19 protein-coding genes and 5 tRNA genes are annotated in these 26,899 nt (G+C 67.0%); 6 read left to right on the top strand and 18 right to left on the bottom strand.

Features of this window, described 5'->3' with window-relative positions; genetic code table 11:
• Positions 1 to 33: 33 nt before the first annotated feature.
• Together ABDW59_RS05865 and ABDW59_RS05860 are read right to left on the bottom strand one after the other, a co-directional pair.
• Positions 34 to 2,208, bottom strand: a complete 2,175-nt coding sequence (locus tag ABDW59_RS05865; RefSeq protein ID WP_343628590.1) for an ATP-dependent DNA helicase — start codon at positions 2,206 to 2,208, stop codon at positions 34 to 36.
• The gene (locus ABDW59_RS05860) at positions 2,195 to 2,407 is read right to left on the bottom strand and encodes a YdcH family protein (RefSeq protein WP_343628588.1); all 213 of its coding nucleotides are present in this window, start codon (positions 2,405 to 2,407) and stop codon (positions 2,195 to 2,197) included. The genes ABDW59_RS05865 and ABDW59_RS05860 overlap by 14 nt, the downstream gene beginning before the upstream one ends.
• Positions 2,408 to 2,459: 52 nt before the next feature.
• Here ABDW59_RS05860 and ABDW59_RS05855 point away from each other — a divergent pair, with 52 nt between their 5' ends.
• Positions 2,460 to 3,227 carry a protein phosphatase 2C domain-containing protein gene (locus tag ABDW59_RS05855; RefSeq protein ID WP_343628587.1) on the top strand — a complete coding sequence of 256 codons (768 nt, stop codon included), beginning with the start codon at positions 2,460 to 2,462 and terminating at the stop codon, positions 3,225 to 3,227.
• A 117-nt stretch (positions 3,228 to 3,344) separates the two neighbouring features.
• On the opposite strand, the gene ABDW59_RS05850 is transcribed toward ABDW59_RS05855, so the two are convergent.
• The 5 genes from ABDW59_RS05850 to ABDW59_RS05830 form a co-directional block, all read right to left on the bottom strand.
• Entirely contained in the window at positions 3,345 to 4,055 is a 711-nt protein-coding gene (locus tag ABDW59_RS05850) for a hypothetical protein (RefSeq protein ID WP_343628585.1), read from the bottom strand.
• 74 nt (positions 4,056 to 4,129) lie between these two features.
• On the bottom strand, positions 4,130 to 5,230 hold the full coding sequence (gene zapE / locus ABDW59_RS05845) for a cell division protein ZapE (protein ID WP_343628584.1): 1,101 nt from the start codon (positions 5,228 to 5,230) through the stop codon (positions 4,130 to 4,132).
• A gap of 114 nt (positions 5,231 to 5,344) precedes the next feature.
• Positions 5,345 to 6,772 carry a dihydrolipoyl dehydrogenase gene (gene lpdA / locus ABDW59_RS05840; RefSeq protein ID WP_343628583.1) on the bottom strand — a complete coding sequence of 476 codons (1,428 nt, stop codon included), beginning with the start codon at positions 6,770 to 6,772 and terminating at the stop codon, positions 5,345 to 5,347.
• A gap of 17 nt (positions 6,773 to 6,789) precedes the next feature.
• Positions 6,790 to 8,055 (bottom strand): 2-oxoglutarate dehydrogenase complex dihydrolipoyllysine-residue succinyltransferase, encoded by a 1,266-nt coding sequence (gene odhB, locus ABDW59_RS05835; RefSeq protein WP_343628582.1) that lies wholly within the window; start codon positions 8,053 to 8,055, stop codon positions 6,790 to 6,792.
• A gap of 118 nt (positions 8,056 to 8,173) precedes the next feature.
• Positions 8,174 to 11,026 carry a 2-oxoglutarate dehydrogenase E1 component gene (locus ABDW59_RS05830; protein WP_343628581.1) on the bottom strand — a complete coding sequence of 951 codons (2,853 nt, stop codon included), beginning with the start codon at positions 11,024 to 11,026 and terminating at the stop codon, positions 8,174 to 8,176.
• 342 nt (positions 11,027 to 11,368) lie between these two features.
• Here ABDW59_RS05830 and ABDW59_RS05825 point away from each other — a divergent pair, with 342 nt between their 5' ends.
• From ABDW59_RS05825 to ABDW59_RS05810, 4 genes are all read left to right on the top strand, one after another.
• Positions 11,369 to 12,211 carry a 2OG-Fe(II) oxygenase family protein gene (locus tag ABDW59_RS05825; RefSeq protein WP_343628580.1) on the top strand — a complete coding sequence of 281 codons (843 nt, stop codon included), beginning with the start codon at positions 11,369 to 11,371 and terminating at the stop codon, positions 12,209 to 12,211.
• Positions 12,212 to 12,291: 80 nt separating this feature from the next.
• Complete coding sequence (locus ABDW59_RS05820) at positions 12,292 to 12,711, top strand: hypothetical protein (protein WP_343628579.1); 420 nt, start codon at positions 12,292 to 12,294, stop codon at positions 12,709 to 12,711.
• Positions 12,712 to 12,783: 72 nt separating this feature from the next.
• A complete protein-coding gene (locus tag ABDW59_RS05815; RefSeq protein WP_343628578.1) occupies positions 12,784 to 14,394 on the top strand; it encodes an ABC transporter substrate-binding protein in 1,611 nt (536 codons plus the stop codon).
• 162 nt (positions 14,395 to 14,556) lie between these two features.
• Positions 14,557 to 16,146: an ABC transporter substrate-binding protein gene (locus tag ABDW59_RS05810; RefSeq protein WP_343628577.1), complete on the top strand. Its 1,590-nt coding sequence runs from the start codon at positions 14,557 to 14,559 to the stop codon at positions 16,144 to 16,146.
• Between the two features lie 121 nt (positions 16,147 to 16,267).
• On the opposite strand, the gene ABDW59_RS05805 is transcribed toward ABDW59_RS05810, so the two are convergent.
• From ABDW59_RS05805 to ABDW59_RS05790, 4 genes are all read right to left on the bottom strand, one after another.
• Complete coding sequence (locus ABDW59_RS05805) at positions 16,268 to 17,221, bottom strand: nitronate monooxygenase family protein (protein ID WP_343628576.1); 954 nt, start codon at positions 17,219 to 17,221, stop codon at positions 16,268 to 16,270.
• Between the two features lie 85 nt (positions 17,222 to 17,306).
• Positions 17,307 to 19,100, bottom strand: coding sequence for an acyl-CoA dehydrogenase (locus ABDW59_RS05800; RefSeq protein WP_343628575.1), 1,794 nt, complete (start codon positions 19,098 to 19,100; stop codon positions 17,307 to 17,309).
• Positions 19,101 to 19,205: 105 nt separating this feature from the next.
• Positions 19,206 to 20,135: an electron transfer flavoprotein subunit alpha/FixB family protein gene (locus ABDW59_RS05795; protein ID WP_343628574.1), complete on the bottom strand. Its 930-nt coding sequence runs from the start codon at positions 20,133 to 20,135 to the stop codon at positions 19,206 to 19,208.
• Between the two features lie 27 nt (positions 20,136 to 20,162).
• Positions 20,163 to 20,912, bottom strand: a complete 750-nt coding sequence (locus tag ABDW59_RS05790; protein ID WP_343628573.1) for an electron transfer flavoprotein subunit beta/FixA family protein — start codon at positions 20,910 to 20,912, stop codon at positions 20,163 to 20,165.
• A 257-nt stretch (positions 20,913 to 21,169) separates the two neighbouring features.
• Here ABDW59_RS05790 and murI point away from each other — a divergent pair, with 257 nt between their 5' ends.
• Complete coding sequence (murI, locus tag ABDW59_RS05785; RefSeq protein WP_343628572.1) at positions 21,170 to 21,997, top strand: glutamate racemase; 828 nt, start codon at positions 21,170 to 21,172, stop codon at positions 21,995 to 21,997.
• A 23-nt stretch (positions 21,998 to 22,020) separates the two neighbouring features.
• Here murI and ABDW59_RS05780 read toward each other — a convergent pair whose 3' ends face one another.
• From ABDW59_RS05780 to lon, 7 genes are all read right to left on the bottom strand, one after another.
• Positions 22,021 to 23,313, bottom strand: a complete 1,293-nt coding sequence (locus tag ABDW59_RS05780; RefSeq protein WP_343628571.1) for an MFS transporter — start codon at positions 23,311 to 23,313, stop codon at positions 22,021 to 22,023.
• Positions 23,314 to 23,391: 78 nt separating this feature from the next.
• A tRNA-Leu gene (locus tag ABDW59_RS05775) sits at positions 23,392 to 23,479 on the bottom strand.
• A 90-nt stretch (positions 23,480 to 23,569) separates the two neighbouring features.
• Positions 23,570 to 23,645: transfer RNA gene (locus ABDW59_RS05770), tRNA-Gly, on the bottom strand.
• Between the two features lie 49 nt (positions 23,646 to 23,694).
• A tRNA-Gly gene (locus ABDW59_RS05765) sits at positions 23,695 to 23,770 on the bottom strand.
• A gap of 13 nt (positions 23,771 to 23,783) precedes the next feature.
• Positions 23,784 to 23,857 (bottom strand) — tRNA-Cys (locus tag ABDW59_RS05760).
• 90 nt (positions 23,858 to 23,947) lie between these two features.
• Positions 23,948 to 24,023: transfer RNA gene (locus ABDW59_RS05755), tRNA-Gly, on the bottom strand.
• A gap of 394 nt (positions 24,024 to 24,417) precedes the next feature.
• The gene (gene lon / locus ABDW59_RS05750) at positions 24,418 to 26,850 is read right to left on the bottom strand and encodes an endopeptidase La (RefSeq protein ID WP_343628570.1); all 2,433 of its coding nucleotides are present in this window, start codon (positions 26,848 to 26,850) and stop codon (positions 24,418 to 24,420) included.
• Between the last annotated feature and the right edge of the window lie 49 nt (positions 26,851 to 26,899).

Below are 26,899 nucleotides of genomic sequence, written 5' to 3'. Positions count from 1 at the left end.
GGTTGTTTTGAAGCCCGCTTCGAGCGGGCTTTTTCATTCCTCGTGCGAGGCCTTGAGCTCGGCGAGCCACGCCTGGGCGGTCGCCTCGTCGGGCACTTGCGTCATCGGGGGGAGCGCCTCGCGCAGGCGCTTCCCGTAATGCGAGCCCGCCAGCCGCGGGTCGCAGACGACCAGCAGACCACGATCGGTCTCGGTGCGGATCAGGCGGCCGGCGCCCTGCTTCAGCGCGATGGCGGCTTCGGCGACGAAGTACTCCATGAAGGGATTGCGGCCCTCGGCCTCCAGCCGCGCAACGCGCGCCTCGACCAGCGGATCGTTGGGCGGCGGGAAGGGCAGCTTGTCGATGAGCACGCATTGCAGCGCATCGCCGGGCACGTCGATGCCCTCCCAGAAACTGGCCGAGCCGACCAGCACCGAAGCCGGCTGCTCGACGAACTGCTGCAGCAGCTGCCGCTTGGGCATCGTGCCCTGGACCAGCACCTCGATGCGATGCCCGCCCTCCTCGAAGCGCTGGCGCAGCACCTCGGAGACGACCTGCAGCTGACGCAGCGTCGTCGTCAGGATGAAGGTCCGGCCGCCCAGCTTCGCCGCCAAACGCGCCCCCAGCCAACCGACGGACTCGCCGTGATCGGGCTCGGAGGGCTTGGGGAAATGCTTGGGCACGTAGAGCCGCGCATGCGCCGGATAGTCGAAGGGACTGCCGACCCGCAGCGTCCGCGCGTCGCCGAGGCCGGCGGGCTCGGTGAACCAGCCAAGGTCCTCGCCCTCCCCCAGCGTCGCCGAGGTGAACACCCAAGCCTTGGGCGTGCTGGCGAGCGCTTCCTGCATGGCCTCGCGAATGTCCAGCGGCGACTCGATCATGCGCACCTGGTGCGTGCCGACATCGACCCAGCGCACCGCGCCAGGATCGGGATCGCGCGCAAAGAGCTGCGACGACTTGTAGAGCTCGACCGAGCGCTCGTGCAGCCGCGCGAGATCGGGGCCGACCTCCATCACCGTGGCCAGCGCGTCGACGCTCAGCTCCAGCGCTTGTGCGACCAGTCCCAGCGCCGTGTCGAAATCGGTGCGGCCGGCGCATTCGGTCCAGCGCAGCTTGAGCATGCCGCGCAGATCGCGGCCACCGGCGCAGGCCAGTCGCAGCGCGCGCGCGGCGCGCTCGACGCCGCCGGCAATTTCCTGCCACTCCTGCAGACCGCGCGCCTGCGACAGGCCCTGCGCGAGCATGTCCTTGGCGAAGTCAAACATCTGCGCGCTGCCCAGCGCGCGGCCCAGGAAGTTCAGGCCGGCCTCGGGCAGCTGATGCGCCTCGTCGAAGATCGCCACCTCGACGCTGGGCAGCAGCTCCGCCACGCCGCTGTCGCGCAGCACCAGATCGGCGAAGAACAGGTGGTGATTGACGACGACCAAGTCGGCTTCCATCGCCTCGCGGCGCGCCTTGACGACGTGGCAGTCGCGATAGCTCGGGCAGTCGGTGCCCAGGCAGTTGTCGCGTGTCGAGCTGACGATGGGGATGATGGGCGAGCGCTCGTCCATGCCGTCGATCTCGGAGAAGTCGCCGGTGTGGGTCTCGATCGCCCAGCGCTCGATGCGGGCCAGTTGCGCGACGGCGCGGCGGTCGGGCAGCTCGGCGCTGTGCCGGGCCTGCTCCAGGCGATGCAGGCAGAGATAGCTGCCCCGCCCTTTCAGCAGCGCGGCGCGCAGCGGCAGCGAGAAAGTGTCCAACAGCCGGGGCAGGTCGCGCATGAAGAGCTGATCCTGCAGGCTCTTGGTCGCGGTGCTGATCAGCGTGCGGCCTCCCGCGAGCAGCGCCGGCACCAGATAGGCGAAGGTCTTGCCGACGCCGGTGCCGGCCTCGACCACCAGCGTGTCGCGGCCGGCGATCGCCTGCGCGACGGCCAGCGCCATGCGCTGCTGCGGCTCGCGCGGCGAGTAGCCGGGGTCATGGCGGGACAAGGGGCCGCCAGCGTCAAAAGCCGCGACGACGGATTGCTCGAGCTCGCCGGGTCGGCGCTCTTCCGCCGCATCCCGGGCCCGCGACGCGGCGAGCGGCGCCCCCTCGGCCAGCGCCGAGGCCCAGGGTGCGTCGGCCATCAGCGCCGCCGCATCGTCATCGACGGCATCGCCATCGCGGCTGTCGACGCGAGGGGCATCGGGAACAGGAGCGGTGGCGTTGCGGTCGTCGCAGGGGTCGTGATCAGGCCGGCTCATCGGGGTCGCTGGCCCGCTCCAGCCGCGCGATCTCGTCGCGCAGGGCCAGACGCTGCTTCTTCAGGCGACGCAGGGTCAGGTCGTCGCCGGGCTGGTCGAGCACCGGGGCGGCGAGCGCGTCGATACGGCCATCCAGCTCGGCATGCGCCATGCGCAATTCGATCAGACGTCGGGCTGGAGAGTGAAGTTGTTCATCCATGGATGGGGAACCACTCGACCGGGAGGCCGAGCCGCGCGATTATAGTTTTGGGATGAGTCGCACCACCCCAGGCTTTCGCCTCAGCGCCGCCACCGGCATCCATCGCGGCGATCGCCTGTACCAGCAGGACCAGGTCCAGATCATCGCCCACCCGCGTCAGAGCGGATGCGTGCTCGGCATCGTCGCCGACGGCATGGGCGGCAAGAGCGGCGGACGCAAGGCCGCCGACCAGGTCATCCTGACCGCCCAGCAGCTGTTCGAGCGCTTCGTCCCCGGCGAGGAGGACGAGGCCGAGCTGCTGCGCCAGATCGTGTCCGAGGCCCATCTGATGATCCGCTTGACGGCGATCTCGGCGGAGGAGGAGCCGCACAGCACGCTGGCCGCCTATCTGCTCACCGCCGACCGGCGCTGCTTCTGGATCCACACCGGCGACTCTCGGCTGTATCACTTCCGCGGGCCCAATATGGTGGGACGCTCGCTGGACCAGTCCTACGTGCAGCGTCTGGTCGACGAGGGCCAGATCACGGAGGAAGAGGCCCTGGTCCACCCGCAGTCCAACCTGCTGACCGCCTGCCTGGGCACGGTCCAGGAACCGACGCCGGTCGAATCCGTGATCGAGCAGGTCGAGCACGGCGACAGCCTGATGGCCTGCAGCGACGGTCTGTGGCATTACTTCAGCGCCGCCGAGCTCGGCACGGTCATGCACAGCCTGCCGCCGCGCGACGGCGCCGAGCTGCTGGTCAACAAGGCGCGTCAGCGCGCCAAGGGATCCGGCGACAACCTCTCCATCGCGATCGTGCGGCTCGACCACATCAGCTGAGGCCGACGCGGGCGCCCTGCCCACCCGGGCCGCTGGGGCCGCTCGCTCCTCTCCCCAATGAAGAACGCCGGTCCATCAGACCGGCGTTCGTGTTTGAGGGCGCCCCCGGGCGCTCATTCAGCGCTTGGGCAAGGCCTGGATGTCGGAGGCCGAGGGCAGCGGCAGATGCGCCGGAGCCGGCTTGGGCGTCTTGATGCCGCCCGGCGACACTGCCGTGGCACCGGACGCCGCTTTCTCCACACGCTTGGCCTGCTGGTCCTGCGCCTTGCGCTGGCGTTCGGCGATGTCCTTGCGGCGCTCAGCGGCGGCCTGGCGGCGCTTGGCGGCCTCGGCCTGCGCAGCGGCTTCCTGCTGCGCCTGACGGCGCTGATGCAGCTCCGGATTCGCGCGCGGCGTGTGCGCCACGGGGACCTTCGGCGGCGCCACCGGTTGCTCGGCCGCCTTCACCGACTCGGTCTTGCGCTTGGCCTCCTCGGCGGCAGCATCGCGCTCCTTCTGCTCGATGCGCTCACGGGCGACGGCGGCCCGGCGTTGGCGCTCCTCGGCATTGACCTGGTGCTCGGCGCGATCCAGCGGGCGCAGCAAGCGGATGCGCTCGTCGCGCGCGTCTTCCAGACAGCTGGTGACGACGAAGCGCTGACGGCATTCGCGCACCTTCTCGGCGTATTCCTTCTCGACGCGCTGACGCGCGGCGTCGAGTTCCTTCTTCGACATGCCCGGCGCCGCGGCGCTCGCGGCGGACGCATCGGCCGCCCGGACGGGACCGGAGACGCAGATCAGGGTCGCGCACAGCGCCAGCGGAGCGAGGACGAAAGCGGAGCGAATCATAACCGCCATCATCGCATCCGCCGGGCGTGACTTTGGAAATGGTCCGCCCGGATGTTCCCTGATGAACCCGTGTTTTACGTGAGCGATGTATCCACGTTGCGGCGCTCGAGTTCCAAGTACTCCTTCGACTGCATCTCCTGCAGCCGCGACACCGTGCGCGGGAACTCGTGCGCCAGCGGCCCTTCGGTGTAGAGCTGCTCGGCCGGCACCGCCGCCGAGATGATCAGCTTGCAGCGCCGGTCGTACAGCACGTCCACCAGCAGCGTGAAGCGGCGCGCCTCGCTGGCCAGCTTGGGCGGCATCGCCGGCACGTTGGACAGGATCACCGTGTGAAACTGGGTCGCCAGCTCCAGATAGTCATTCTGCGAGCGCGGCCCGCCGCACAGCACCGAGAAGTCGAACCACACCACGCCGCCGGCGCGGCGGCGCGAGCGGATCTCACGGTGCTCGATGTGCAGCACCGGGTCCTCGTCACGCGCTTCGGCCAGCGATTCGAAGGCCTCGGTCAGCGCCTGCTCGGTGCGCTCGTTCAGCGGCGTGTGATAGAGCTCGACATGCTCGAGCGAACGCTGGCGATAGTCGGTGCCGTTGTCGACGTTGATGACCTCGAGATTGGCCTTGAGCAGCTCGATCGCCGGCAGGATGCGGTCGCGGTGCAGCCCGTTCGGGTACAGCCCGTCGGGATGGAAATTGGACGTGGTCACGATGGAAACGCGGTTGCGGAACATCGCGTCCAGCAAGCGATGCAGGATCATCGCGTCGGTGACGTCGGCGACGTGGAACTCGTCGAAGCAGATCAGCCGGAAGCGGCGCGCGATGCGCTTGCCCAGCTCCTCCAGCGGATCCTGGATGCCCTTGAGCTCCTGCAGCTCGCGGTGCACCTCGCGCATGAACTCGTGGAAGTGCAGCCGGGTCTTGCGCGTCAGCGGCACGGCCTGGAAGAAGCAGTCCATCAGGAAGCTCTTGCCGCGCCCCACCCCGCCGAACATGTAGACGCCGCGCGGCAGCGGCGGCCGCACCAGCAGCTTGCTGAACGCGTTGGAGCGGCGCGCCTTGTAGTCGGCCCATTCGTCCTGGCAGCGCTGCAGCGCGGCGACGGCGCGCAGCTGCGCCGTATCGGCCTGGTAGCCGCGTTCGGCCAGGGTCTGCTGATAGAGCTCGGTGACGGAGGTCATTCCACGGATCGCAGGTCGGGGCGGCGCCGGACGGCCGGCGCCGCATCAAGAAAAAAGGGCGACTCGTCGCCGCCCCTTTGCTTTGCGCTTGTCGCGCGCTTCGAGCCTTGGGGCTCAGAAGTTCAGCGTGCGCTTGTCCACGGCCAGGGCCGCTTCCTTGGTCGCTTCGCTCAGCGACGGATGCGCGTGGCAGATGCGGGCGATGTCCTCGGCCGAGGCCTTGAATTCCATCGCCACCACGGCTTCGGAGATCAGCTCCGAGGCCATCGGGCCGATGATGTGCACGCCCAGGATCTCGTCGGTCTTGGCGTCGGCCAGGAACTTGACGAAGCCGGTCGTGTCGCCCAGCGCGCGCGCGCGGCCGTTGGCCAGGAAGGGGAATTGACCGGCCTTGTACGCCACGCCGTCGGCCTTGAGCTGCTGCTCGGTGCGGCCGACCCACGCGATCTCGGGGCTGGTGTAGATGACCCAGGGGATGGTGTTGAAGTTGACGTGACCGTGCTGGCCGGCGATGCGCTCGGCGACCGCGACGCCCTCTTCTTCCGCCTTGTGGGCCAGCATCGGGCCGCGCACGACGTCACCGATCGCCCAGACGCTCGGCAGGTTGGTCTTGCACTCGTCGTCGACGATGACCGCGCCGCGCTCGTCCAGCTTCAGGCCGACGGCTTCCGGGTTCAGGCCGATGGTGTTGGCGGTACGGCCGATCGAGACGATCAGCTTGTCCACCACCAGCGACTGCTCGGCGCCCTTGGCGTCGGTGTACTTCACCGTGACGCTGTCCTTGCCGTTCTCGACGGCCGAGATCTTCACGCCCAGCTCGATGTTCAGGCCCTGCTTCTTGAAGACCTTGGCGGCTTCCTTGGCGACGGACTCGTCGGCGGCGCCCAGGAACGCGGGCAGCGCTTCCAGGATCGTCACTTCCGCGCCCAGACGGCGCCACACCGAGCCCATTTCCAGGCCGATGACGCCGGAGCCGATCACGCCCAGCTTCTTCGGCACGGCCGGGATGCGCAGCGCGCCGTCGTTCGAGAGGATGTTCACCTCGTCGAACGGCGCGCCGGGCAGCTGACGGGCGTTGGAGCCGGTGGCCACGATGACGTGCTTGGCGGTGATGGTCTCTTCGGCCGCGCCGGCGACCTTGATCTCATACGCGCCGTCCTTGGCAGCGGCGAAGGAGCCGCGGCCGTGGAAGAACGTGACCTTGTTCTTCTTGAACAGGTACTGCACGCCGTCGTTGTTCTGCTTCACGACGGCGTCCTTGCGACCGATCATCTTGGCGATGTCGATCTTCAGGTCGTTCATCGAGATGCCGTGGTCGGCGAAACCGTGGCCGGCGTGCTCGAAGTGCTCGCTGGACTGCAGCAGGGCCTTGGACGGGATGCAGCCGACATTGGTGCAGGTGCCGCCGAGGGCGGGACCGCCCTTGTCGTTCTTCCACTCGTCGATGCAGGCCGTGTTGAAGCCCAGCTGGGCCGCGCGGATCGCCGCGATGTAGCCGCCGGGGCCGCCGCCGATGACGACGACGTCGAATTGCTTGCTCATGTCGTGTCGTCCTTGGCTCAGATGTCGAACAGGAGACGGGCCGGATCTTCCAGCGCATCCTTCATCGCGACCAGGCCCAGCACGGCTTCGCGGCCGTCGATGATGCGGTGGTCATACGACATCGCCAGGTAGTTGATCGGACGGATCACGATCTGGCCGTTCTCGACCACGGCGCGGTCCTTGGTGGCATGCACGCCCAGGATGGCCGATTGCGGCGGGTTGATGATGGGCGTCGACAGCATGGAGCCGAAGGTGCCGCCGTTGGAGATGGAGAAGGTGCCGCCGGTCATCTCTTCGATGCCCAGCTTGCCCTCTTGGGCCTTCTTGCCGAACTCGGCGATCTTCTTCTCGATGTCGGCGAAGCTCATCTGGTCCGCATTGCGCAGGATGGGCACCACCAGGCCGCGCGGCGAGCCGACGGCGATACCGATGTCGAAGTAGCCGTGGTAGACGATGTCGTTGCCGTCGACCGAGGCGTTCAGCACCGGGTACTTCTTCAGCGCGTGGACCGCGGCCTTGACGAAGAAGCTCATGAAGCCCAGCTTGGTGCCGTGCTCCTTGGTGAAGCTGTCCTGGAACTTCTTGCGCAGCTCCATGACCGGGGCCATGTTCACTTCGTTGAAGGTGGTCAGGATGGCGTTGGTCGACTGCGATTGCAGCAGGCGCTCGGCGATGCGGGCGCGCAGGCGGCTCATGGGGACGCGCTGTTCCGGGCGGTCGCCCAGGTTGGCGGCCACGGGCGCGGCGACGGCTTGCAGCGGCGCCTTGGCCGGAGCGGCCGGGGCCTGCACCGGAGCGGGGATCACGGCCGGCTTGGCGCCGCCTTCGATCGCGCCCAGGACGTCGCCCTTGGTCACGCGGCCATCCTTGCCGGTACCGGCGACGGAGCCGGCGGGCAGGTTGTTGTCGGCCATGATCTTGGCGGCGGCGGGCATCGCGACGCCGGCCTTGCTGTCCGACGAGGCGGCAGCGGCGGCGGGCGCGGCAGCCGCGGCGGCCGGAGCCGGGGCAGCGGCGGCAGGTGCGGCGGCGCCGGCCTTGCCTTCGCTGTCGATCTTGGCGATGACCTGATCCGAGGTGACCGTGCCGCCGTCGGCGACGACCAGCTCGGCCAGCACGCCCGCGGACGGGGCCGGCACTTCCAGCACGACCTTGTCGGTCTCGATCTCGATCAGGATCTCATCGATCGCCACGGCTTCGCCGGGCTTCTTCTTCCACGTGAGCAGGGTCGCTTCGGCGACCGACTCGGACAGCTGGGGGACTTTGACTTCAACGATTGCCATGATGTTTGTTCTCTCGGTTTTTCAGTAAACCGGAGCCTTGCGCCTGCCGGTCGCCGGGGAGCTTGTTGTGCCCGTCCCCGGCGCCGGTGTCATTGCGGCGCGCGGCGTCCGCAATGACTCACTTGGTCAGCACGAAACCCTTGAGCTTGCCGAAGGCCTGCTCCAGCAGCGCCTTCTGCTGCTCCTGGTGCAGGTGCGCATAGCCCACGGCCGGCGAGGCCGAGGCCGGGCGTCCGGCGTAGCCGAGCTTCTGGCCGTCGGCCATGTTCTCGTGGATGTAATGCTGGACGAAGAACCAGGCGCCCTGGTTCTGCGGCTCGTCCTGGCACCACACGATCTCGGCGAGGTTGGGGTACTTCTTGAGCTCGGCCGCGAAGGCCTTGTGCGGGAACGGATACAGCTGTTCCACGCGGATGATCGCGACGTCCTTCTTGTCGCCGCGGGCCTTCATCAGGTCGTAGGCGACCTTGCCCGAGCAGGCGATCACGCGCTTGACCTTGCTCGCGTCGATTTCGGCGTTCACTTCGCCGATCACGGTGCGGAACTCGCCCTTGGTGAACTCGCTCACCGGGGAGGTGGCGTCCTTGGCGCGCAGCAGCGACTTCGGCGTCAGGATGACCAGCGGCTTGCGGAACATGCGCAGCATCTGGCGACGCAGCAGATGGAAGATCTGCGACGCGCTCGTCGGCTGGACGATCTGCATGTTGTTGTCGGCGGCCAGCTGCATGAAGCGCTCCAGGCGGGCCGAGCTGTGCTCGGGGCCCTGGCCTTCATAACCGTGCGGCAGCATCATCGTCAGGCCGTTGGCACGGCCCCACTTCACTTCGCCCGAGGCGATGAACTGATCGATGACGACCTGCGCGCCGTTGACGAAGTCGCCGAACTGGGCTTCCCAGATCGTCAGCGTGTGCGGATCGGCGGCGGCGTAGCCGTACTCGAAACCGAGCACCGCTTCTTCCGACAGGATCGAGTCGATCACGACGAACGGGGCCTGACCTTCCGCGACGTTCTGCAGCGGGATATAGATGCCTTCGTCGAAGCGCTCGCGGTTCTGGTCGTGCAGCACGGCGTGGCGGTGCGTGAACGTGCCGCGACCGCAGTCCTCGCCGGACAGGCGCACCGGGTAGCCCGAGGCCACCAGCGACGCGAAGGCCATGTGCTCGCCCATGCCCCAGTCGACGTTGATGTCGCCGCGGCCCATGGCGGCGCGGTCGGCGATGACCTTCTCCACCAGGGTGTGGGCCTTGAAGCCGGCGGGCAGCGTCGTGACCTTCTCGGCCAGGCGCTTCCACTCCGCCACCGGCAGCGCGGTGTCGCAGCTGTCGGTCCACTTCTTGCCCAGGAACGGGGTCCAGTCGGTGGCGTACTTGCTCTTGAAGTTGGTCAGCACCGGGTCGACGGTGTGACGGCCTTCGTCCATCGCGGCGCGGAAGGCCTTGACCATGCCGTCCGGACCGTCGGCGGCCAGGACGCCCTGGGCCACCAGCTTCTCGCCGTACAGCTTGCGCGTGCCGGGGTGCTGGCCGATCTTCTTGTACATCAGCGGCTGCGTCAGCGCGGGCGTGTCCTGCTCGTTGTGGCCCAGCTTGCGGAAGCAGACGATGTCGACGACGACGTCCTTCTTGAACTGCTGGCGGTATTCCAGCGCCAGCTGCGTGCACAGCACGACGGCTTCCGGATCGTCACCGTTCACGTGCAGCACCGGGGCCTCGATCATCTTGACGACGTCCGAGCAGTACAGCGTCGAACGGGTGTCGCGCGGGTCGCTGGTGGTGAAGCCGATCTGGTTGTTGATGACGATGTGGACGGTGCCGCCGGTGTAGTAGCCGCGCGTCTGCGCCAGGGCCAGCGTTTCCATCACGACGCCTTGGCCGGCGAAGGCCGCGTCGCCGTGCACCAGCACGGGCAGGACCTGCTCGCCGGTCTTGTCGCCGCGGCGGTCCATGCGGGCCTTGACCGAGCCCTCGACGACCGGGTTCACGATCTCCAGGTGCGACGGGTTGAAGGCCAGGCTCAGGTGGACGGGGCCGCCAGGGGTGGTCACGTCGCTGGAGAAGCCCTGGTGGTACTTCACGTCGCCCGAGGGCAGATCTTCCGGCGCGGTGTGGTCGAACTCGGCGAACAGGTCCTTGGGCATCTTGCCCAGCGTGTTCACCAGCACGTTCAGGCGGCCGCGGTGGGCCATGCCGATGACGATCTCCTGCACGCCCTTGGCGCCGGCGCACTTGACCAGCTCGTCCATGGAGACGATGAAGCTCTCGCCGCCTTCCAGCGAGAAGCGCTTCTGGCCGACGTACTTCGTGTGCAGGTAGCGTTCCAGGCCCTCGGCGGCCGTCAGGCGCTCCAGGATCTGCTGCTTCTTCTCGGCCGTGTAGGTCGGCTTGCTGCGGATCGCCTCCAGGCGTTCCTGCCACCAGCGCTTCTCGGTCGGCTCGGTGACGTGCATGAACTCGGCGCCGACGGAGCCGCAGTAGGTGTCACGCAGGGCCTGCACGATCTCGCGCAGGGTCATGCGCTCGGCCTTGGTGAAATAGGTGTTGGTCGCGCTGAACGTGCGGTCCATGTCGGCCTCGGTCAGGCCGTAGGACGCCGGTTCCAGTTCCGCGATCTTGGGGCGCTCGGTGCGCTTGAGCGGGTCCAGGTCGGCCCAGCGCGAGCCCAGCGTGCGATACGCGGCGATCAGCGACTGGACATGAACCTGCTTGCCGGCGACTTCCAGCTCGGTGGAAGAGACCTTGTTGCCCAGGGCGTTGGCCTTGGCGCGCTGCGCGAAGGACTCGACGACGGGGGCGTGGGGGACGTCGCGCTTGTCGCTGCCGTCAACGGCGGGGACATGCTGCAGCGCGTCGAAGTAGGCGCGCCAGTTGTCGGGCACGGCGCCCGGGTTGTCCAGGTATTGCTCGTACATCTCCTCGACGTAGGGCGCATTGCCCCCGAACAGATAGGAGTTCGAGCTGTATTGCTGCATCATCTTTCGCTCACCTCTGCCCCGGCTTCCAGGGCGATCGGCTGGTTAACAAACCTTCCGCGACACGGCTTGACCGGTTGGCGGATTGCGACCCGCCTTTGCTGTTGCCAGAAAAGGGGACGGGAAGGACCTCTAGTCACAAGCGCAGAACTGTAGCACCACGCTTGAATCGCCGCTGTTGCTGGATCGCCCCATTATTGGGCAGCCTGTCCATGACGTCGATCAAGCGAACAGAGGCCCACGGCCTACAAACGTTTGCGGGCGACCGACCCGAAGAAGTAGACTGCCGGCCGGCGGCACCGCCCCGAGATTGAATGGCGGGCTGCGAGGGACAAGGAGATCCCCATGCAAGTTCGAGTCGTCGACTACCAGGCCGCGGACGCGGCCGAGCAATTCACCCGGTCCCTGCACGAGACCGGTTTCGGCGTGCTGGTGAACCACCCGCTCCCGCAGGAGCTGGTCGAGAAGATCTACGCCGACTGGCTCGGCTATTTCAACGGGACCGAGAAGCACGAGATGGCGTTCTCCAAGGAGACGCAGGACGGCTACTTCTCGACGGAGATCTCGGAGACCGCCAAGGGTCACACGCAGAAGGACATCAAGGAGTACTTCCACGTCTATCCGTGGGGCCGGATCCCGGCGTCGCTGAAGGATGACGCGATGCGCTACTACCGCATCGCCAACGATCTGGCGGCCGAGCTGCTGTCCTGGGTCGAGCAGCACACCCCCGCCGAGATCGCGAAGAACTATCGCGAGCCGCTGTCCCACATGATCCAGGACAGCCGCCTGACGCTGCTGCGCGTGCTGCGCTATCCGCCGCTGACGGGCAACGAGCCGGCCGGCTCGCTGCGCGCCGCGGCGCATGGCGACATCAACCTGCTGACCATCCTGCCCGCGGCCAACGAGCCCGGGCTGCAGGTGCAGGCGCAGGACGGCCAATGGGTCGACGTGCCCGGCGACTTCGGCATGCTGATCATCAACATCGGCGACATGCTGCAAGAGGCCTCGCAAGGCTATTACCCGTCGACGCAGCACCGGGTGGTCAACCCGACCGGTGAAGGCGCCAAGAAGAGCCGCGTCTCGCTGCCGCTGTTCCTGCATCCGCGCGAGGACGTCGTCCTCTCGGACCGCTACACCGCCCACGAGTACCTGGAAGAGCGTCTGCGCGAGCTGGGCGTCAAGACCTGACCCTGCTCGGCCGCCACCGCCGCCGGCCGGATTCCGGCGCGGACCGATGAGCGTCGGGCCATGCGCCGCTACAGTGGCGCATGGCCCGATCTCATTCCGGCGGTCGATCCGGGGACGCCTCCCAGCACCTCGCCAGCGACGTCATCTGGATCCACCCGGAAGCCCCCACAAAACCCGCGCTCGGCGAGCCCTGCAACGGCTGCGGCGTCTGCTGCCTGGCCGAGCCCTGCCCGCTGGGCATGCTGGTGAGCCTGAAGCGCCGCGGCGCCTGCCGGGCGCTGCAATGGTCCGAGGACGACCACCAGTACCGCTGCGGCATGCTGGTGCATCCGACGCGCTATGTGGGTCTGCGCACATTGCGGCCCGACGGATGGCTCAACCGCCTGATCCGCCGCTACGCGCGCCGCATGATCGCCGCCGGCATCGGCTGCGACGCGGACATCGAGCCGCAAGCCCCACAGACGCCCGCGCCGCCCGCGCCTCCCCCGGAGAAGCGCTAGGCAACACCCGCCCCTGGCCGGACTAGCATGGACTTCGCATCGCCTGATCAAGGCTTCATCGGAGTCACCCCCATGCCCCGCTCCACGAGAGGTTCCCGGTTCTCCCCTGCCCGTCCGATCACGCGCCTGGCGCTGTCGGCGGCTCTGGCCCTCGGCGCCGTCGCCGCCGCGCAGGCCGTGCCGCTGCGCTGGGCCGCGCAGAACGACGTGCTGACGCTGGACCCGCATTCGCAGGACCACACGACCACGAGCGCCATCCTCCAGCACGCCTACGAGGGCCTGACCCGCTACAACGAACGCTGGGAGATCGAACCCTGCCTGGCCACGAAGTGGACCAGCATCAGCCCGACGCAGGTGCGCTTCGAGCTGCGCAAGGGCGTGAAATTCCACGACGGCTCCGCGTTCACCGCGGACGACGTGATCTTCAGCTTTGGCCGCATCCGCCAGCCGCAGGGCACGATGCAGATCTACGTGACCGGCATCAAGGAGATCAAGAAGGTGGACGACTACACCGTCGATCTGATCCTCGAGTCCCCTCAGCCCATCCTGCTGCGCAACCTGGTCGACTTCCGGATCATGAGCAAGACTTGGTCCGAGAAGAACAAGGCGACCCAGATGGCCGATTACAAGGCCAAGGACGAGAACTACGCCAGCCGCCACGCCGCCGGCACCGGCCCCTACGAGATCACCTCGTGGCAGCCGGACCAGAAGGTCTCGATGGTGATCAACAAGGCCTGGTGGGACAAGAACAAGGGCAACGTGACCGAGGTCAGCTACATCCCGATCAAGTCGGATCCGACCCGGGTCGCGGCGCTGACCTCGGGCGACGTGGACCTGCTGACCGACGTCCCGACCCAGGACGTCGGCGCGCTCAAGGCCGACGCCAAGCTCAAGTCCATCGACGGCCCCGAGACCCGCACCATCTTCTTCGCCATGGACCTGGGCAGCGACGAGCTGCGCGGCGCGTCGGTCAAGGGCAAGAACCCGTTCAAGGACGTGCGCGTGCGCGAGGCGCTGAACATCGCCATCGACCGCGAGGCCATCAAGCGCAGCATCATGCGCGGCCTGTCGGTGCCGGCCGCGATCATGGTGCCGCCGGGGGTGAACGGCTACTCGACGGAGCTGGACAAGGTCCACGCGCCCGACGTCGCCAAGGCCAAGAAACTGCTGGCCGACGCCGGCTATCCCGCCGGCTTCGAGATCCCGCTGAACTGCCCCAACAACCGCTACGTCAACGACGAGAAAATCTGCCTGGCGGTGGTCTCGATGTGGAGCCGCATCGGCGTCACCGCGCGGCTGACGGCGCAGCCGATGTCGCAGCACAGCCAGCTGTTCCAGCGCTTCGAGGCACCGCTGTACATGCTGGGCTGGGGCGTGTCGACCATGGACGCGCTGTACGCGCTGCAGGCGCTGGCGCGCACCCGCAGCGGCGGCGCGGACGGCAGCTTCAATTTCTCCAAGGTCAGCGACGCGGAGCTGGACAAGCTGATCGACGCCGCCAAGAGCGAGATGGACCTGGCCAAGCGCGACGCGACCCTGCGCGACGCGCTGGTCCGGGTGCGCGACCAATACCTGTTCGTCCCGCTGCACCACCAAGTCCGCCCCTGGGCGATGCGCGCGAACGTGCAGACGCTGCACCGCTCCAACGACCGGCCGGAGGCGCGCTTCACCACGATCAAGTAGGAGCGCATTTCCTTGCGCGCCTGACGAGTTTCCCGGCGCCATCCGAGGGCAATCCCCAAGGCCGGCCCGGGTCACACGAGGCGTGCGCGCGGCTAGCATCCCCGGCGACTTCACGTGTTCTTAACGACGTTGCCAGAGGAGCCTCCGCTCATGTCGAGGACGATGCCCGTATCCCTGCGATCCACCCTGCTGTGCGCCGCGCTCGCGGCCGCGGCCCTGACCACCGCCCTGCCCGCCCAAGCGGCCACGCTCAAGTGGGCGGCACAGAACGACGTGCTGACGCTGGATCCGCATTCGCAGAATCACAGCACCACCAACGCGATCGCGCAGCACGCCTACGAGGGCCTGACCCGCTACGACAAGAGCTATCAGGTGGAGCCCGCGCTCGCGACCAAGTGGACGCAGACGGGACCGACGACCTGGCGCTTCGAGCTGCGCAGGGGCGTGAAGTTCCATGACGGCTCGCCCTTCACCGCCGACGACGTGGTGTTCTCCTTCCACCGCATCAAGCAGCCGGTGGGGACCATGCACCCCTTCGTCGCCGGCGTGGCCGACATCAAGAAGGTCGACGCCCACACAGTGGACGTGATCCTGGCGGCACCCAATCCCATCCTGCTGCGCCAGTTCGTCGACTTCCGCATCATGAGCAAGACCTGGGCGGAGAAGAACAAGGCCGTCAACCTGCCGGACTTCAAGGCCAAGGAAGAGACCTTCGCGACGCGCAACGCCAACGGCACGGGCCCGTACCGCATCACCGGCTGGCAGCCGGACCAGCGCATCTCCATGGTCCAGAACAAGGACTGGTGGGATGCGAAGAACGCGACCAATGTCGACGAGCTGATCTACACGCCGATCAAGTCGGACCCGACGCGGGTCGCGGCGCTGCTGTCGGGCGACGTGGACCTGCTGTCGGACATCCCGACGCAGGACGTCGCGCGGCTGAAGGCGGATGCCAAGCTCACGGTGCTGGAGGGCAGCGAGACGCGCACCATCTTCCTGGGCATGGACCAGGGCAGCGAGCAGCTCAAGGGCAGCAACGTCACGGGCAAGAACCCGTTCAAGGACAAGCGGGTGCGGGAGGCGCTGTCGGTCGCCATCGACCGCGAGGCGATCAAGCGCGCGACGATGCGCGGGCTGTCGGTGCCGGCGGGGATCATGGTCGCGCCAGGCGTGAACGGGAATACGCCGGATATCGACATCCCGACCAAGCCCGATCCCGAGCGCGCCCGCAAGCTGCTGGCCGAGGCCGGCTATCCAAACGGCTTTGAAGTCCCGCTGAACTGCCCCAACAACCGCTACGTCAACGACGAGGAGATCTGTCTGGCGGTGGTGTCGATGTGGAGCAAGGTGGGCGTGAAGGCGCGGCTGCAGGCGGAGTCCTTCAGCACCTTCAGCCCCAAGCTGCAGGCTTTCGAGTACCCGCTGTTCCTGTATGGCTGGGGCGTGCCGACCTATGACGCGCTGTACACGCTGCAGTCGCTCGCGCACACGCGCCAGGGCGGCGCGGACGGCAGCGGCAACTACTTCCGCCTCAGCGACGCGAAGCTGGATCAGATCATCGATGCGGCCAAGGTCGAGGGGGACGTGGCCAAGCGCAACGCGCTGCTGAAAGAGGGCCTGGTGCGGGTGCGCGACGAGGTGTTCTTCATCCCGCTGCACCACCAGGTGCGGCCCTGGGCGATGAAGAAGTCGGTGCAGACGCAGCACCGCTCGGACGACCGGCCGGAGGCGCGGTTCACGACGGTGAAGTGACGCGCGCGCCACTGCGTCCAGTCGGCACCAACGAGAAGGCCACCTCGCGGTGGCCTTTCTCGTTCAGCGGGGATCTGGACGCGGCACCGAGGCGCTGGCGCGACGGGTCCGGCTGGGCGCCTTACGCCAGCGACAGCCGGCGGCGCGCCGCCTCGTACTCGCGGCCGAAGCGCGCGACCAGCTCGCCGGCGGGCAGCACCTCGCGGATCGCGCCGATGCCCTGACCGCTGCCCCACACGTCCTTCCAGGCCTTGGCGCCGTTGCCCCCGAAGTTCATCTTGGACGGGTCGCTCTCCGGCAGGTTCTCCGGATCCAGCCCCGACTTCACGATCGAGCCCTTGAGGTAGTTGCCGTGCACGCCCGTGAACAGGTTGCTGTACACGATGTCGTCGCTGTTGCTCTCGACGATCATCTGCTTGTACTCCTCCTGCGCGCGCGCCTCGTCGGTGGCGATGAAGGCCGAGCCGATGTACGCGAGATCCGCGCCCATCGCCTGCGCCGCCAGGATCGCGTCGCCGCTGGCCATCGAGCCCGACAGCGCCAGCGGGCCCTGGAACCACTCGCGGATCTCCTGGATCAGCGCGAACGGGCTCTTCACGCCCGCATGGCCGCCCGCGCCCGCCGCCACGGCGATCAGGCCGTCGGCGCCCTTCTCGATCGCCTTCTTCGCGAACTTGTTGTTGATGACGTCGTGCATCACGATGCCGCCCCAGGCATGCACCGCCGCATTGACGTCCTCGCGCGCGCCCAGCGAGGTGATCACGATGGGCACCTTGTACTTGGCGCACATCGCCATGTCGTGCTCGAGCCGGTCATTGCTCTTGTGCACGATCTGGTTGATGGCGAAGGGCGCGGCCGGCGACTCCGGATGCGCGCGGTCGTGCGCGGCCAGCGCTTCGGTGATCTCGGCCAACCACTCTTCCAGCAGCTCGGCCGGACGGGCATTGAGCGCGGGCATCGAGCCGACGATGCCGGCCTTGCATTGCGCGATCACCAGCTTGGGATTGCTGATGATGAACAGCGGCGAGCCGATCACCGGCAGGCGCAGCTTGTCGAACAACGGGGGAAGTGCCACCTCGAGGTCTCCTCTGGTCAATGTCTTCGGATGATCGCCCCGCCGCGCCGCTTCGGGCGTCGCGCGCGGGACGGGTCGTCGCGCGTCAGAACGCGTCGACGGGAAGCGCCATCACGCTGTCGGCGCCGTTCACCACGGCGTCGCGCAGCGACTGGCAGCGCGGCAGGATGTGCTCGGCGTAGAAGCGCGCGGTCGTGATCTTGGCGTCCATGAACGCGACGTCCTCGCCGGCGGCCTTGAGCTCCTGCGCCGCCAGCAGCGAGCGCGCCAGCTGCCAGCCCGCCAGCAGATTGCCGCCCAGCATCAGATACGGGACGGAGCCGGCGAAAGCCGCGTTGGGCTTGGCCTTGCCGTGCGCCGCGACGAAGTCGACGACCTCGACGAAGGCCGCGCGCGCCGCCGCCAAGCCCGCGCGCACCGCCTGCGCATCGGCGCTGCCGCTCGCGGCCAGCGCGCCTTCGGTCTCCTCGATCTGCGCCGCGACGCCACGCGCGAAGGCGCCGCCGTCGCGCACGGTCTTGCGGCCGACCAGGTCGTTGGCCTGGATGGCCGTCGTGCCTTCATAGATGGGGAGGATGCGCGCGTCGCGGTAGTACTGCGCCGCGCCGGTCTCCTCGATGAAGCCCATGCCGCCGTGCACCTGCACGCCCAGCGAGGTCACCTCCAGGCTCATCTCGGTGCTGTAGCCCTTGACGAACGGGACCATGAACTCGTAGAAGGCCTGCGCCTCCTTGCGGGTCGCGTCATCGGCGTGGTGATGCGCGATGTCGTAGGCCGCGGCGGCGTCGATGGCCATCGCGCGGCAGCCCTCGACCAGCGCGCGCTGCGTCATCAGCATGCGGCGCACATCGGGGTGATGAATGATGGCCGCCGCGTCCTTGGACGAGCCGTCCACCGGGCGCGACTGCACACGGTCCTTCGCGTACTCGACCGCCTTCTGATAGGCGCGGTCCGCCACCGCGATGCCCTGCACGCCGACGCCGAAACGGGCCGCGTTCATCATGATGAACATGTACTCCAGGCCGCGGTTCTCCTCGCCGATCAGCGTGCCGATGGCGCCGCCGTGATCGCCGAACTGCAGCACCGCCGTCGGGCTGGCCTTGATGCCGAGCTTGTGCTCGATGGACACGCAGTGCACGTCGTTGCGCGCGCCCAGCGAGCCGTCCTCGTTGACCAGGAACTTGGGCACCAGGAACAGGCTGATGCCCTTCACGCCCTCGGGCGCACCGGGGACACGCGCCAGCACCAGGTGGACGATGTTGTCCGCCATGTCGTGCTCGCCCCAGGTGATGAAGATCTTGGTGCCGAAGACCTTGTAGGTGCCGTCGCCCTGCGGCTCGGCGCGCGAGCGCACCATCGCCAGGTCCGAGCCCGCCTGCGGCTCGGTCAGGTTCATCGTGCCGGTCCACTCGCCCGACAGCAGCTTGGGAATGAAGCGCTGTTTCTGCTCGTCGCTGCCCGCGACCAGAAGCGCCTCGACCGCGCCGTCGGTCAGCAGCGGGCACAGCGCGAAGCTGACGTTGGCCGCCTGGACCATTTCCGCGCAGGCCGTGCCGATGGTCTTGGGCAGGCCCTGGCCGCCGAAGTCCTCCGGATGCTGCAGCCCCTGCCAGCCGCCCTCGGCGTACTGCTTGAAGGCCTCTTTGAAACCCGGCGTCGCGAAGACCTGGCCGTCCTTCCAGTACGACGGATTCCGATCCCCCTCGACGTTCAGCGGCGCGATCACGTCCTCGTTCAGCTTGGCCGCTTCCTCGAGCACCGCCTGCGCGGTGTCCAGGCCGTGGTCGGCGAAAGCGGGAATCTGCTCCGACAGCGTTTGCAGGCCGGCCAGGGCCTGCATGTCGAAGAGCATGTCCTTGATCGGGGCGCGGTAAGTCATGGGGATCTCCGGATAAAAAAAGGGCGCCGCGCGTCGTCTGCGGGCGCCCTCGTGCGTGTGGCGGCAGTTCCGCCGTCGGCGATGCCGATCGAGCCTGAGGCCCGATCAGAGCGCCTTCACGAGTTCAGGGACTGCGGTGAACAGATCGGCTTCCAGGCCGTAATCCGCCACCGAGAAGATCGGCGCTTCCGGATCCTTGTTGATCGCGACGATCACCTTGGAGTCCTTCATGCCGGCCAGATGCTGGATCGCGCCGGAGATACCGGCGGCGATGTAGAGCTGGGGCGCGACGATCTTGCCGGTCTGACCGACCTGCCAGTCGTTGGGCGCGTAGCCCGCGTCCACCGCGGCGCGCGAGGCGCCCAGCGCGGCGCCCAGCTTGTCGGCCAGCGGCGTCAGCACTTCATTGAACTTGTCGCTGCTGCCCAGCGCGCGACCACCGGAGACGATGATCTTGGCGGCGGTCAGCTCGGGGCGATCGCTCTTCGTGACCTCACGGCCGACGAAGCTGCTCTTGCCGCTGTCGGCCACGGCCGTCAGCGATTCCACAGCGGCGCTGCCACCTTCGGCGGCGGCGTCGAAACCGGTCGTGCGCACGGTCACGACCTTGATCGCGTCGGTCGACTGCACGGTGGCGATGGCGTTGCCGGCGTAGATCGGGCGCTCGAAGGTGTCGGCCGAGATCACCTTGGTGATGTCGCTCAGCTGACCGACGTCCAGCAGCGCGGCGACGCGCGGCGCGACGTTCTTGCCCGCGGCGGTGGCCGGGAACAGGAGGTGCGAGTAGTCCTTGGCGATCGCGATCACCTGAGCGGCGACGTTCTCGGCCAGGCCGTCGGCGAACTGCGCGCCGTCGGCGTGCAGCACCTTCGCGACGCCCGCGATCTTGGCGGCGGCTTGCGCGGCGGCACCGGCATTCGAGCCGACGACCAGCACGTGCACATCGCCGCCGATGGCGACGCCGGCGGTGACGGTGTGATGAGTGGCGCCCTTGAGCGAGGCGTTGTCGTGTTCAGCGATGACGAGGATGGTCATGGATATCTCCGTATCTTGTTCTGGGGATCAGATGACCTTGGCCTCGGTCTTCAGCTTCGTGACCAGCGTGGCCACGTCCGGCACCTTGATGCCGGCGCTGCGCTTCGGGGGCTCGGCCACCGACAGCGTCTTGATGCGCGGGTTCACGTCGACACCCAGATCAGCAGGCTTGACCACGTCGAGCTGCTTCTTCTTGGCCTTCATGATGTTGGGCAGCGTGACGTAGCGCGGCTCGTTCAGGCGCAGGTCGGTCGTCACGACCGCCGGCAGCGTCAGCGACACGGTCTCCAGACCGCCGTCGACTTCACGCGTCACATTGACCTTGCCGTCGGCGACTTCGACCTTGGAGGCGAAGGTGCCTTGCGGCAGGCCGGTCAGCGCGGCCAGCATCTGGCCGGTCTGGTTGCAATCGTCGTCAATGGCCTGCTTGCCCAGGATCACCAGCTGCGGCTGTTCCTTGTCGACCAGCGCCTTGAGCAGCTTGGCCACGGCCAGGGGCTGCAGGTCGACGTCGGTCTCGACCAGGATGGCGCGGTCGGCGCCGATGGCCATCGCGGTGCGCAGGGTTTCCTGGCACTGCGTGACGCCGCAGGACACGGCGATCACCTCGGTGACGACGCCCTTCTCTTTCAAGCGGACGGCTTCCTCGACGGCGATTTCATCGAAGGGGTTCATCGACATCTTGACGTTGGCGATGTCGACGCCGGAGCCATCGCTCTTGACGCGAACCTTGACGTTGTAATCGACGACACGTTTGACGGGGACCAATACCTTCATCGAAGCACTCCAAGCGGATTGACGTTAACGTTAATTCGATTCTATGGGAGGCCTGGGCGGCTCCCGTGTCTCCCAGCCGTCATGCGCCCTCGCTGCGGGCAGGGCCTCTCGCCGTCGGCTCGAAAATAAAACGAACGATCGTTCTATTCTATACACGTGATCGCCGCTGCCAAGCCGGTTCGGTGACGTCGTCAGGGAATCTTCTAGACTGCGCTCCCGACGACGCCGACCGGCGCTCGCCCAAGCATTCCTTCTTCATGACGATCCAGCGCCCGTTCGCCGCTCCGATTTCCTCGCGCGTCCCCTGCATCGGGGTCTTCGATTCCGGCGTCGGCGGGCTGACGGTGATGAAGGCGCTGCGGGAGCAACTGCCCGACGCGCCGCTGCATTACGTCGCGGATGCGGCCCATGCACCCTATGGGGATCGCAGCAGCGCCTACATCGTCGAACGGAGCGTGCGTGTGGCCGAGCATCTGCGCGAGGTCGGCGCGTGCATGGCCGTGGTGGCATGCAACACGGCCACCGCGCATGCAGTGCAGGCGATGCGCGAGCGTTGGCCCGAGTGGCCTGTCGTCGGCATCGAACCCGGCGTGAAGCCCGCGGTCGCGGCGACGCGCAACGGCCGCATCGGCGTGATGGCCACGACCGCGACAATCGCGAGCCGCCGCTATGAACAGTTGGTCGCCGCACATGCGGCGGACGTGACGCTCATCAGCCAGCCCTGCCCCGGCCTGGTCACGCTCATCGAGCGGGGCGATCTGCACAGCGCGGAGCTCGATGCGCTGGTGGAGCGCTTCTGCGCGCCGCTGCGCGAGGCGCAGGTCGACACGGTGCTGCTGGGCTGCACGCATTACCCGCTGATCCGCGAGCGCATTCAAGCCGCGCTGGGCGATGGCGTGCATCTGCTCGACATCGAGCATGCGGTCGCGCGGCAGGCCAAGCGTGTGTGGGAGGGATTGGGCATCGCGCCGGTTCGCGATGCCGCGATCGTCCTGGAGAGCACCGGAGATCCCGCGCCGCTGCAACATCTCGCGCGTGAGGCGCTGGGATGGCGCGACGTCGTCGCGACGCACGTCCCGACCTGATCAGCGAACCGAGCGATCCAAGATCAGATCAGCGCGCGCGCGAGTCCGCGCGTCATGTCCACCCGCCGAAGCAGCCAATAGCCCAGCACGAAGAACATGCCGGTGGCGAGGATCGCGAGTCGATGGTTGCCCGCCGTCAGCGCGGTGACGGCGCCATAGGTGAGCGGTCCGATGATCGAAGCCAGGCGCGTGGCGAAGGTCCACAGGCCGAAGAACTCGGCAAGCCGGTCGTGCGGCGCAAGCGCGCCGGCCAGCGCGCGTCCGCAGGATTGGCTCGATCCCATGCACAGGCCGGCGATGAAGGCCGCGATCCAGAACAGCCAGGCGGAGGTCGCGATGAAGGCCAGCAGCGTCATCAGCATCCAGCCCACCAGCGTGATCGCCAGCGCGGGCTGATGGCCGATGCGGTCCTCGTAATAGCCGAACAGGAAGGCGCCGACCGCCGACGCGATGTTGACGAGAAACACCAGCGTCATCGTCTGCGCTTGCGTGAATCCGAGCGCCTGTTCCGCATAGACCGCCGCGAGCGCGATGACCACGGCGATGCCGGCTTGATAGCTGGTGCCGCAGGCGAGCAGCCGCAGGAAGTCGGGGTAAGCGCGGGCGCGCCGCCACGAGCTCCACAGCTGGGAAAGACCTGACCCCATGCGCGCGGCGCGGCGGGTGGCGCACGGATCGGCGCGCTCGCGCAGCAGCAGGAAGGTCGGAATCGCGGCGAGCAGATAGAACGCCGCGGTGATGAGCATCGTGATGGGAACGAAGTCCTCGGCGGACTCGCCGCGCGCTTGCGCCGCCAGCACGTAACCCAGGCACAGGCCGAGCGCGAGCATCCCACCGAGATAGCCGAAAGCCCATCCCCAGCCCGACACACGACCCAACGCATCGCGCCGCGCGAGTTCCGGCAGGAAGGCCGCGATCAGCGATTCGCCATAGGAGAAAAAGACGTTGGAGAGCACGACGGCCGCCGCCGCCCACCACAGCTGACCCGGGCCGAAGAACGCGAGCGCCGCGGTGGTCAGCACGCAGCCCACCGTGCACAGCGCCAGCAGCTTGCGTTTGGACCCGTGCGCATCGACCCAGGCGCCCAGACCCGGCATCGTGATCATCACCAGGAAGCTGGAGAACGCCACCAGCACCGTCCACAGCAGCGTTGACGAGGGCTGTCCCTTGGCGATCACGCCCACGAAATAGGCGTTGTAGACGGCAGTCAGGACGACGGTGGTGTAGCCGGAGTTGGCGAAGTCGTACATCGACCAGCCGAAGACTTCGCGTTTGCGAACGCCCGGATTCAAGAGTTCCTGCGCGAACAAGGCCATGCGGTTCGGTGGGGGTCGGTCGCCTCTGAAGGAGCGACGACTGTACCGCAGCGGGAAGTCAGGTCTGCCGACCTGCGGTGGTGCCTGGAACGGGACTCGAACCCGTACGCCTTTCTAGGGCGGCGGATTTTAAGTCCGCTGTGTCTACCGATTTCACCATCCAGGCCGGCTGCGCTCATTGCAAGCGCCAGCGCGCATTATCCAGCGCGTCGACCAAGAAAAAAGGGAAGCCAAACTGGCTTCCCTTTTGAAGATTTGGAGCGGGAAACGAGGCTCGAACTCGCGACCTCAACCTTGGCAAGGTTGCGCTCTACCAACTGAGCTATTCCCGCATCGCAGGACAATCGAATGCGTTCGCATCCAACTACCCTTTGGCAACGTTGGAGCGGGAAACGAGGCTCGAACTCGCGACCTCAACCTTGGCAAGGTTGCGCTCTACCAACTGAGCTATTCCCGCAATGTCCATTCTTTGGAGGCGCGATCCGGAGTCGAACCGGACTGACCGGATTTGCAATCCGGGGCATAACCGCTTTGCTATCGCGCCCCAGAACCCTGGACGGGATTCTGTAGAAACCGGATTTGGTTGTCCGGCTTCGATAAAAAATGGAAGCCTGGGCTTCCATTCTTTTAAACCTGGAGCGGGAAACGAGGCTCGAACTCGCGACCTCAACCTTGGCAAGGTTGCGCTCTACCAACTGAGCTATTCCCGCATGGTCTTCAACGCACTGCCTGCTCTTGCTCAATTCTGCGTCTCTTGCGATTCGCTTCGTCTTGCAGCACCGTTTGCGCTGAAGCCGAGAGTATAGAACGGTTTTTGACCCTCACACAAGAGTTCAGCGAATTCTTTATGAAGATCGCCCACGAGGGCTCGGCCACCGGCACGAGCGCGACTGGCGTGAACGGGGCTGGCGGCGGGCGCGATGCGACACGGCGCTTCAACTCCCTGCGCTCACCTTCGGCTCGCTTCGGTCAAACAATCCGCGCCAGTCAGTTCACAAGTCGCATCGCGCCCGCCGCCAGCCCCGCTCACGCCAGTCCATCCCGGCAAGGCCGCTGCACCATGAAAAATGGCGCCCGAAGGCGCCATTGTGGTGAGCATTGCGATCAGTGCTTCAGCGAGTCGCCGCCCGCGTCGGGCTTGGCGTCCGCGACCTTCTCGGCCGGAGCCGCCGCAGCTGCGGTCGCTTCCTCTTCCGGCAGCGCTTGCGGGTAGGACTCCAGCGCGACCTCCAGAACTCGATCGATCCAGCGGACCGGGACGATCTCGAGCTGGTTCTTCACGTTCTCAGGAATGTCCTGCAGATCCTTCACGTTCTCTTCCGGAATCATCACCGTCTTGATGCCGCCGCGATGCGCCGCCAGGAGCTTCTCCTTCAGGCCGCCGATCGCGGTGACTTCGCCACGGAGCGTGATCTCGCCGGTCATCGCCACATCGGCTCGGACCGGGATGCCGGTCAGCGCCGACACGAAGGCCGTCGTCATCGCGGCACCCGCGCTCGGGCCATCCTTCGGGGTCGCACCGTCGGGCAAGTGGACGTGGATGTCGCGCTTCTCGAACGCCTCATCCTTGATGCCCAGTCGGCGAGCCCGCGACCGCACCACCGTGCGCGCCGCCTCGACCGACTCCTTCATCACGTCGCCCAGCGAGCCGGTGCGGATGATGTTGCCCTTGCCCGGCATGACCGTGGCTTCGATGGTCAGCAGATCGCCGCCCACTTCCGTCCACGCCAGACCCACGACCTGACCGACCTGGTTGGTCTTCTCGGCACGACCGAAGTCGTACTTGCGAACGCCCAGGAACTCGTTCAGGTTGTCCTCGTCGACCACCACCTTGCCGGTGTAGGTCTTGAGCTGCAGACCCTTCACCACCTTGCGGCAGATCTTGGAGATCTCGCGTTCCAGCGAACGCACGCCGGCCTCGCGGGTGTAATAACGGATCACGCCGCGGATCGCGCCTTCGGTGACCTCGAGTTCCTCATCCTTCACGCCGTTGTTGCCCCGTTGCTTGGGCAGCAAGTAGCGCTGGGCGATGTTGACCTTCTCGTCCTCGGTGTAACCCGACAGGCGGATCACTTCCATCCGGTCCAGCAGCGCGGGCGGGATGTTCAGCGAGTTCGAGGTCGCCACGAACATCACATCGCTCAGGTCGTAGTCGACCTCGATGTAATGGTCCGCGAAAGTGTGATTCTGCTCAGGGTCCAGCACCTCCAGCAGCGCCGACGACGGATCGCCGCGGAAGTCCATGCCCAGCTTGTCGATCTCGTCCAGCAGGAACAGTGGATTGCGCGTGCCGACCTTGCTCAGGCTCTGCAGCACCTTGCCCGGCATCGAGCCGATGTAGGTGCGGCGGTGACCGCGGATCTCGGCCTCGTCGCGCACGCCGCCCAGCGCCATGCGGACGAACTTGCGGCCCGTGGCGCGCGCCACCGACTGTCCCAGCGAGGTCTTGCCCACGCCCGGAGGGCCGACCAGGCAAAGAATCGGCGCCTTCACCTTGTCCACGCGCTGTTGCACCGCGAGGTATTCCAGGATGCGTTCCTTGACCTTGTCCAAGCCGTAGTGGTCCTCGTTCAGGACCTCCTCGGCATGCGCGAGGTCATGCTTGATCTTGGTCTTCTTGGACCAGGGCAAGTTGACCAGCGTGTCGATGTAGTTGCGCACCACCGTGGCTTCCGCCGACATGGGCGACATCAGCTTGAGCTTCTTGAGCTCGCTCTCGGCCTTCTTGCGCGCGTCCTTCGGCATCCGGGCGGCCTGGATCTTCTTCTCCAGCTCCTCCATGTCGGCGCCGTCCTCGCCGTCGCCGAGCTCCTTCTGGATGGCCTTGACCTGCTCGTTCAGGTAGTACTCGCGCTGCGACTTCTCCATCTGGCGCTTGACGCGGCCACGGATGCGCTTCTCGACCTGGAGGATGTCGACCTCATGCTCGAGCAGATCCAGCAGCTTCTCCAGACGCTTGCCCACTTCGGACAGATCCAGCACCGACTGCTTCGCGTCAAGCTTCAGCGGGAGATGCGCGGCAATCGTGTCGCCCAGACGGCCGGCGTCATCGATGCCGGCGATGGACGTGAGGATCTCGGGCGGAATCTTCTTGTTCAGCTTGACGTACTGGTCGAACTGCTGTGTCACCGCGCGACGCAGGGCTTCGACTTCGGGCTGATCATCGGCTTCCGGAGGGATGGGCATCACCTCGGCGGTGAAGTGCTCCTCGCCATCCTCGATCTTGCGGGTCGTGGCGCGTTGCAGGCCTTCGACCAGCACCTTCACCGTGCCGTCGGGCAGCTTCAGCATCTGCAGGATGCTGGAGACGCAACCCATCTCGAACATGTCGTCGGGCTTGGGCTCGTCCTTGCCGGCCGCCTTCTGCGCGACCAGCATGATCTGACGGCCCGCTTCCATCGCCGCTTCCAAGGCCTTGATGGACTTGGGACGGCCGACGAACAGGGGGATCACCATGTGCGGGAACACCACCACGTCGCGCAGCGGCAGCAGCGGCAGCGTAATGGGTTCCGCAGGAAGGATCGGATGACCGGACATGAAAACCTCTCTTTCTCAGACCCATCTCAGGTCTGAGGTGCCAATTACA

Source organism: Roseateles sp. (assembly GCF_039595295.1).
GTDB lineage: Bacteria > Pseudomonadota > Gammaproteobacteria > Burkholderiales > Burkholderiaceae_C > Roseateles.
This window is presented reverse-complemented; position numbering and strand designations above follow the sequence as displayed.

Coding starts and splice junctions, on each gene's coding strand:
- ABDW59_RS05865 (WP_343628590.1), bottom strand. CDS start 2,208: ATGAGCCGGCCTGATCACGACCCCTGCGACGACCGCAACGCCACCGCT.
- ABDW59_RS05860 (WP_343628588.1), bottom strand. CDS start 2,407: ATGGATGAACAACTTCACTCTCCAGCCCGACGTCTGATCGAATTGCGC.
- ABDW59_RS05855 (WP_343628587.1), top strand. CDS start 2,460: ATGAGTCGCACCACCCCAGGCTTTCGCCTCAGCGCCGCCACCGGCATC.
- ABDW59_RS05850 (WP_343628585.1), bottom strand. CDS start 4,055: ATGATTCGCTCCGCTTTCGTCCTCGCTCCGCTGGCGCTGTGCGCGACC.
- zapE (WP_343628584.1), bottom strand. CDS start 5,230: ATGACCTCCGTCACCGAGCTCTATCAGCAGACCCTGGCCGAACGCGGC.
- lpdA (WP_343628583.1), bottom strand. CDS start 6,772: ATGAGCAAGCAATTCGACGTCGTCGTCATCGGCGGCGGCCCCGGCGGC.
- odhB (WP_343628582.1), bottom strand. CDS start 8,055: ATGGCAATCGTTGAAGTCAAAGTCCCCCAGCTGTCCGAGTCGGTCGCC.
- ABDW59_RS05830 (WP_343628581.1), bottom strand. CDS start 11,026: ATGATGCAGCAATACAGCTCGAACTCCTATCTGTTCGGGGGCAATGCG.
- ABDW59_RS05825 (WP_343628580.1), top strand. CDS start 11,369: ATGCAAGTTCGAGTCGTCGACTACCAGGCCGCGGACGCGGCCGAGCAA.
- ABDW59_RS05820 (WP_343628579.1), top strand. CDS start 12,292: ATGGCCCGATCTCATTCCGGCGGTCGATCCGGGGACGCCTCCCAGCAC.
- ABDW59_RS05815 (WP_343628578.1), top strand. CDS start 12,784: ATGCCCCGCTCCACGAGAGGTTCCCGGTTCTCCCCTGCCCGTCCGATC.
- ABDW59_RS05810 (WP_343628577.1), top strand. CDS start 14,557: ATGCCCGTATCCCTGCGATCCACCCTGCTGTGCGCCGCGCTCGCGGCC.
- ABDW59_RS05800 (WP_343628575.1), bottom strand. CDS start 19,100: ATGACTTACCGCGCCCCGATCAAGGACATGCTCTTCGACATGCAGGCC.
- ABDW59_RS05795 (WP_343628574.1), bottom strand. CDS start 20,135: ATGACCATCCTCGTCATCGCTGAACACGACAACGCCTCGCTCAAGGGC.
- ABDW59_RS05790 (WP_343628573.1), bottom strand. CDS start 20,912: ATGAAGGTATTGGTCCCCGTCAAACGTGTCGTCGATTACAACGTCAAG.
- murI (WP_343628572.1), top strand. CDS start 21,170: ATGACGATCCAGCGCCCGTTCGCCGCTCCGATTTCCTCGCGCGTCCCC.
- ABDW59_RS05780 (WP_343628571.1), bottom strand. CDS start 23,313: ATGGCCTTGTTCGCGCAGGAACTCTTGAATCCGGGCGTTCGCAAACGC.
- lon (WP_343628570.1), bottom strand. CDS start 26,850: ATGTCCGGTCATCCGATCCTTCCTGCGGAACCCATTACGCTGCCGCTG.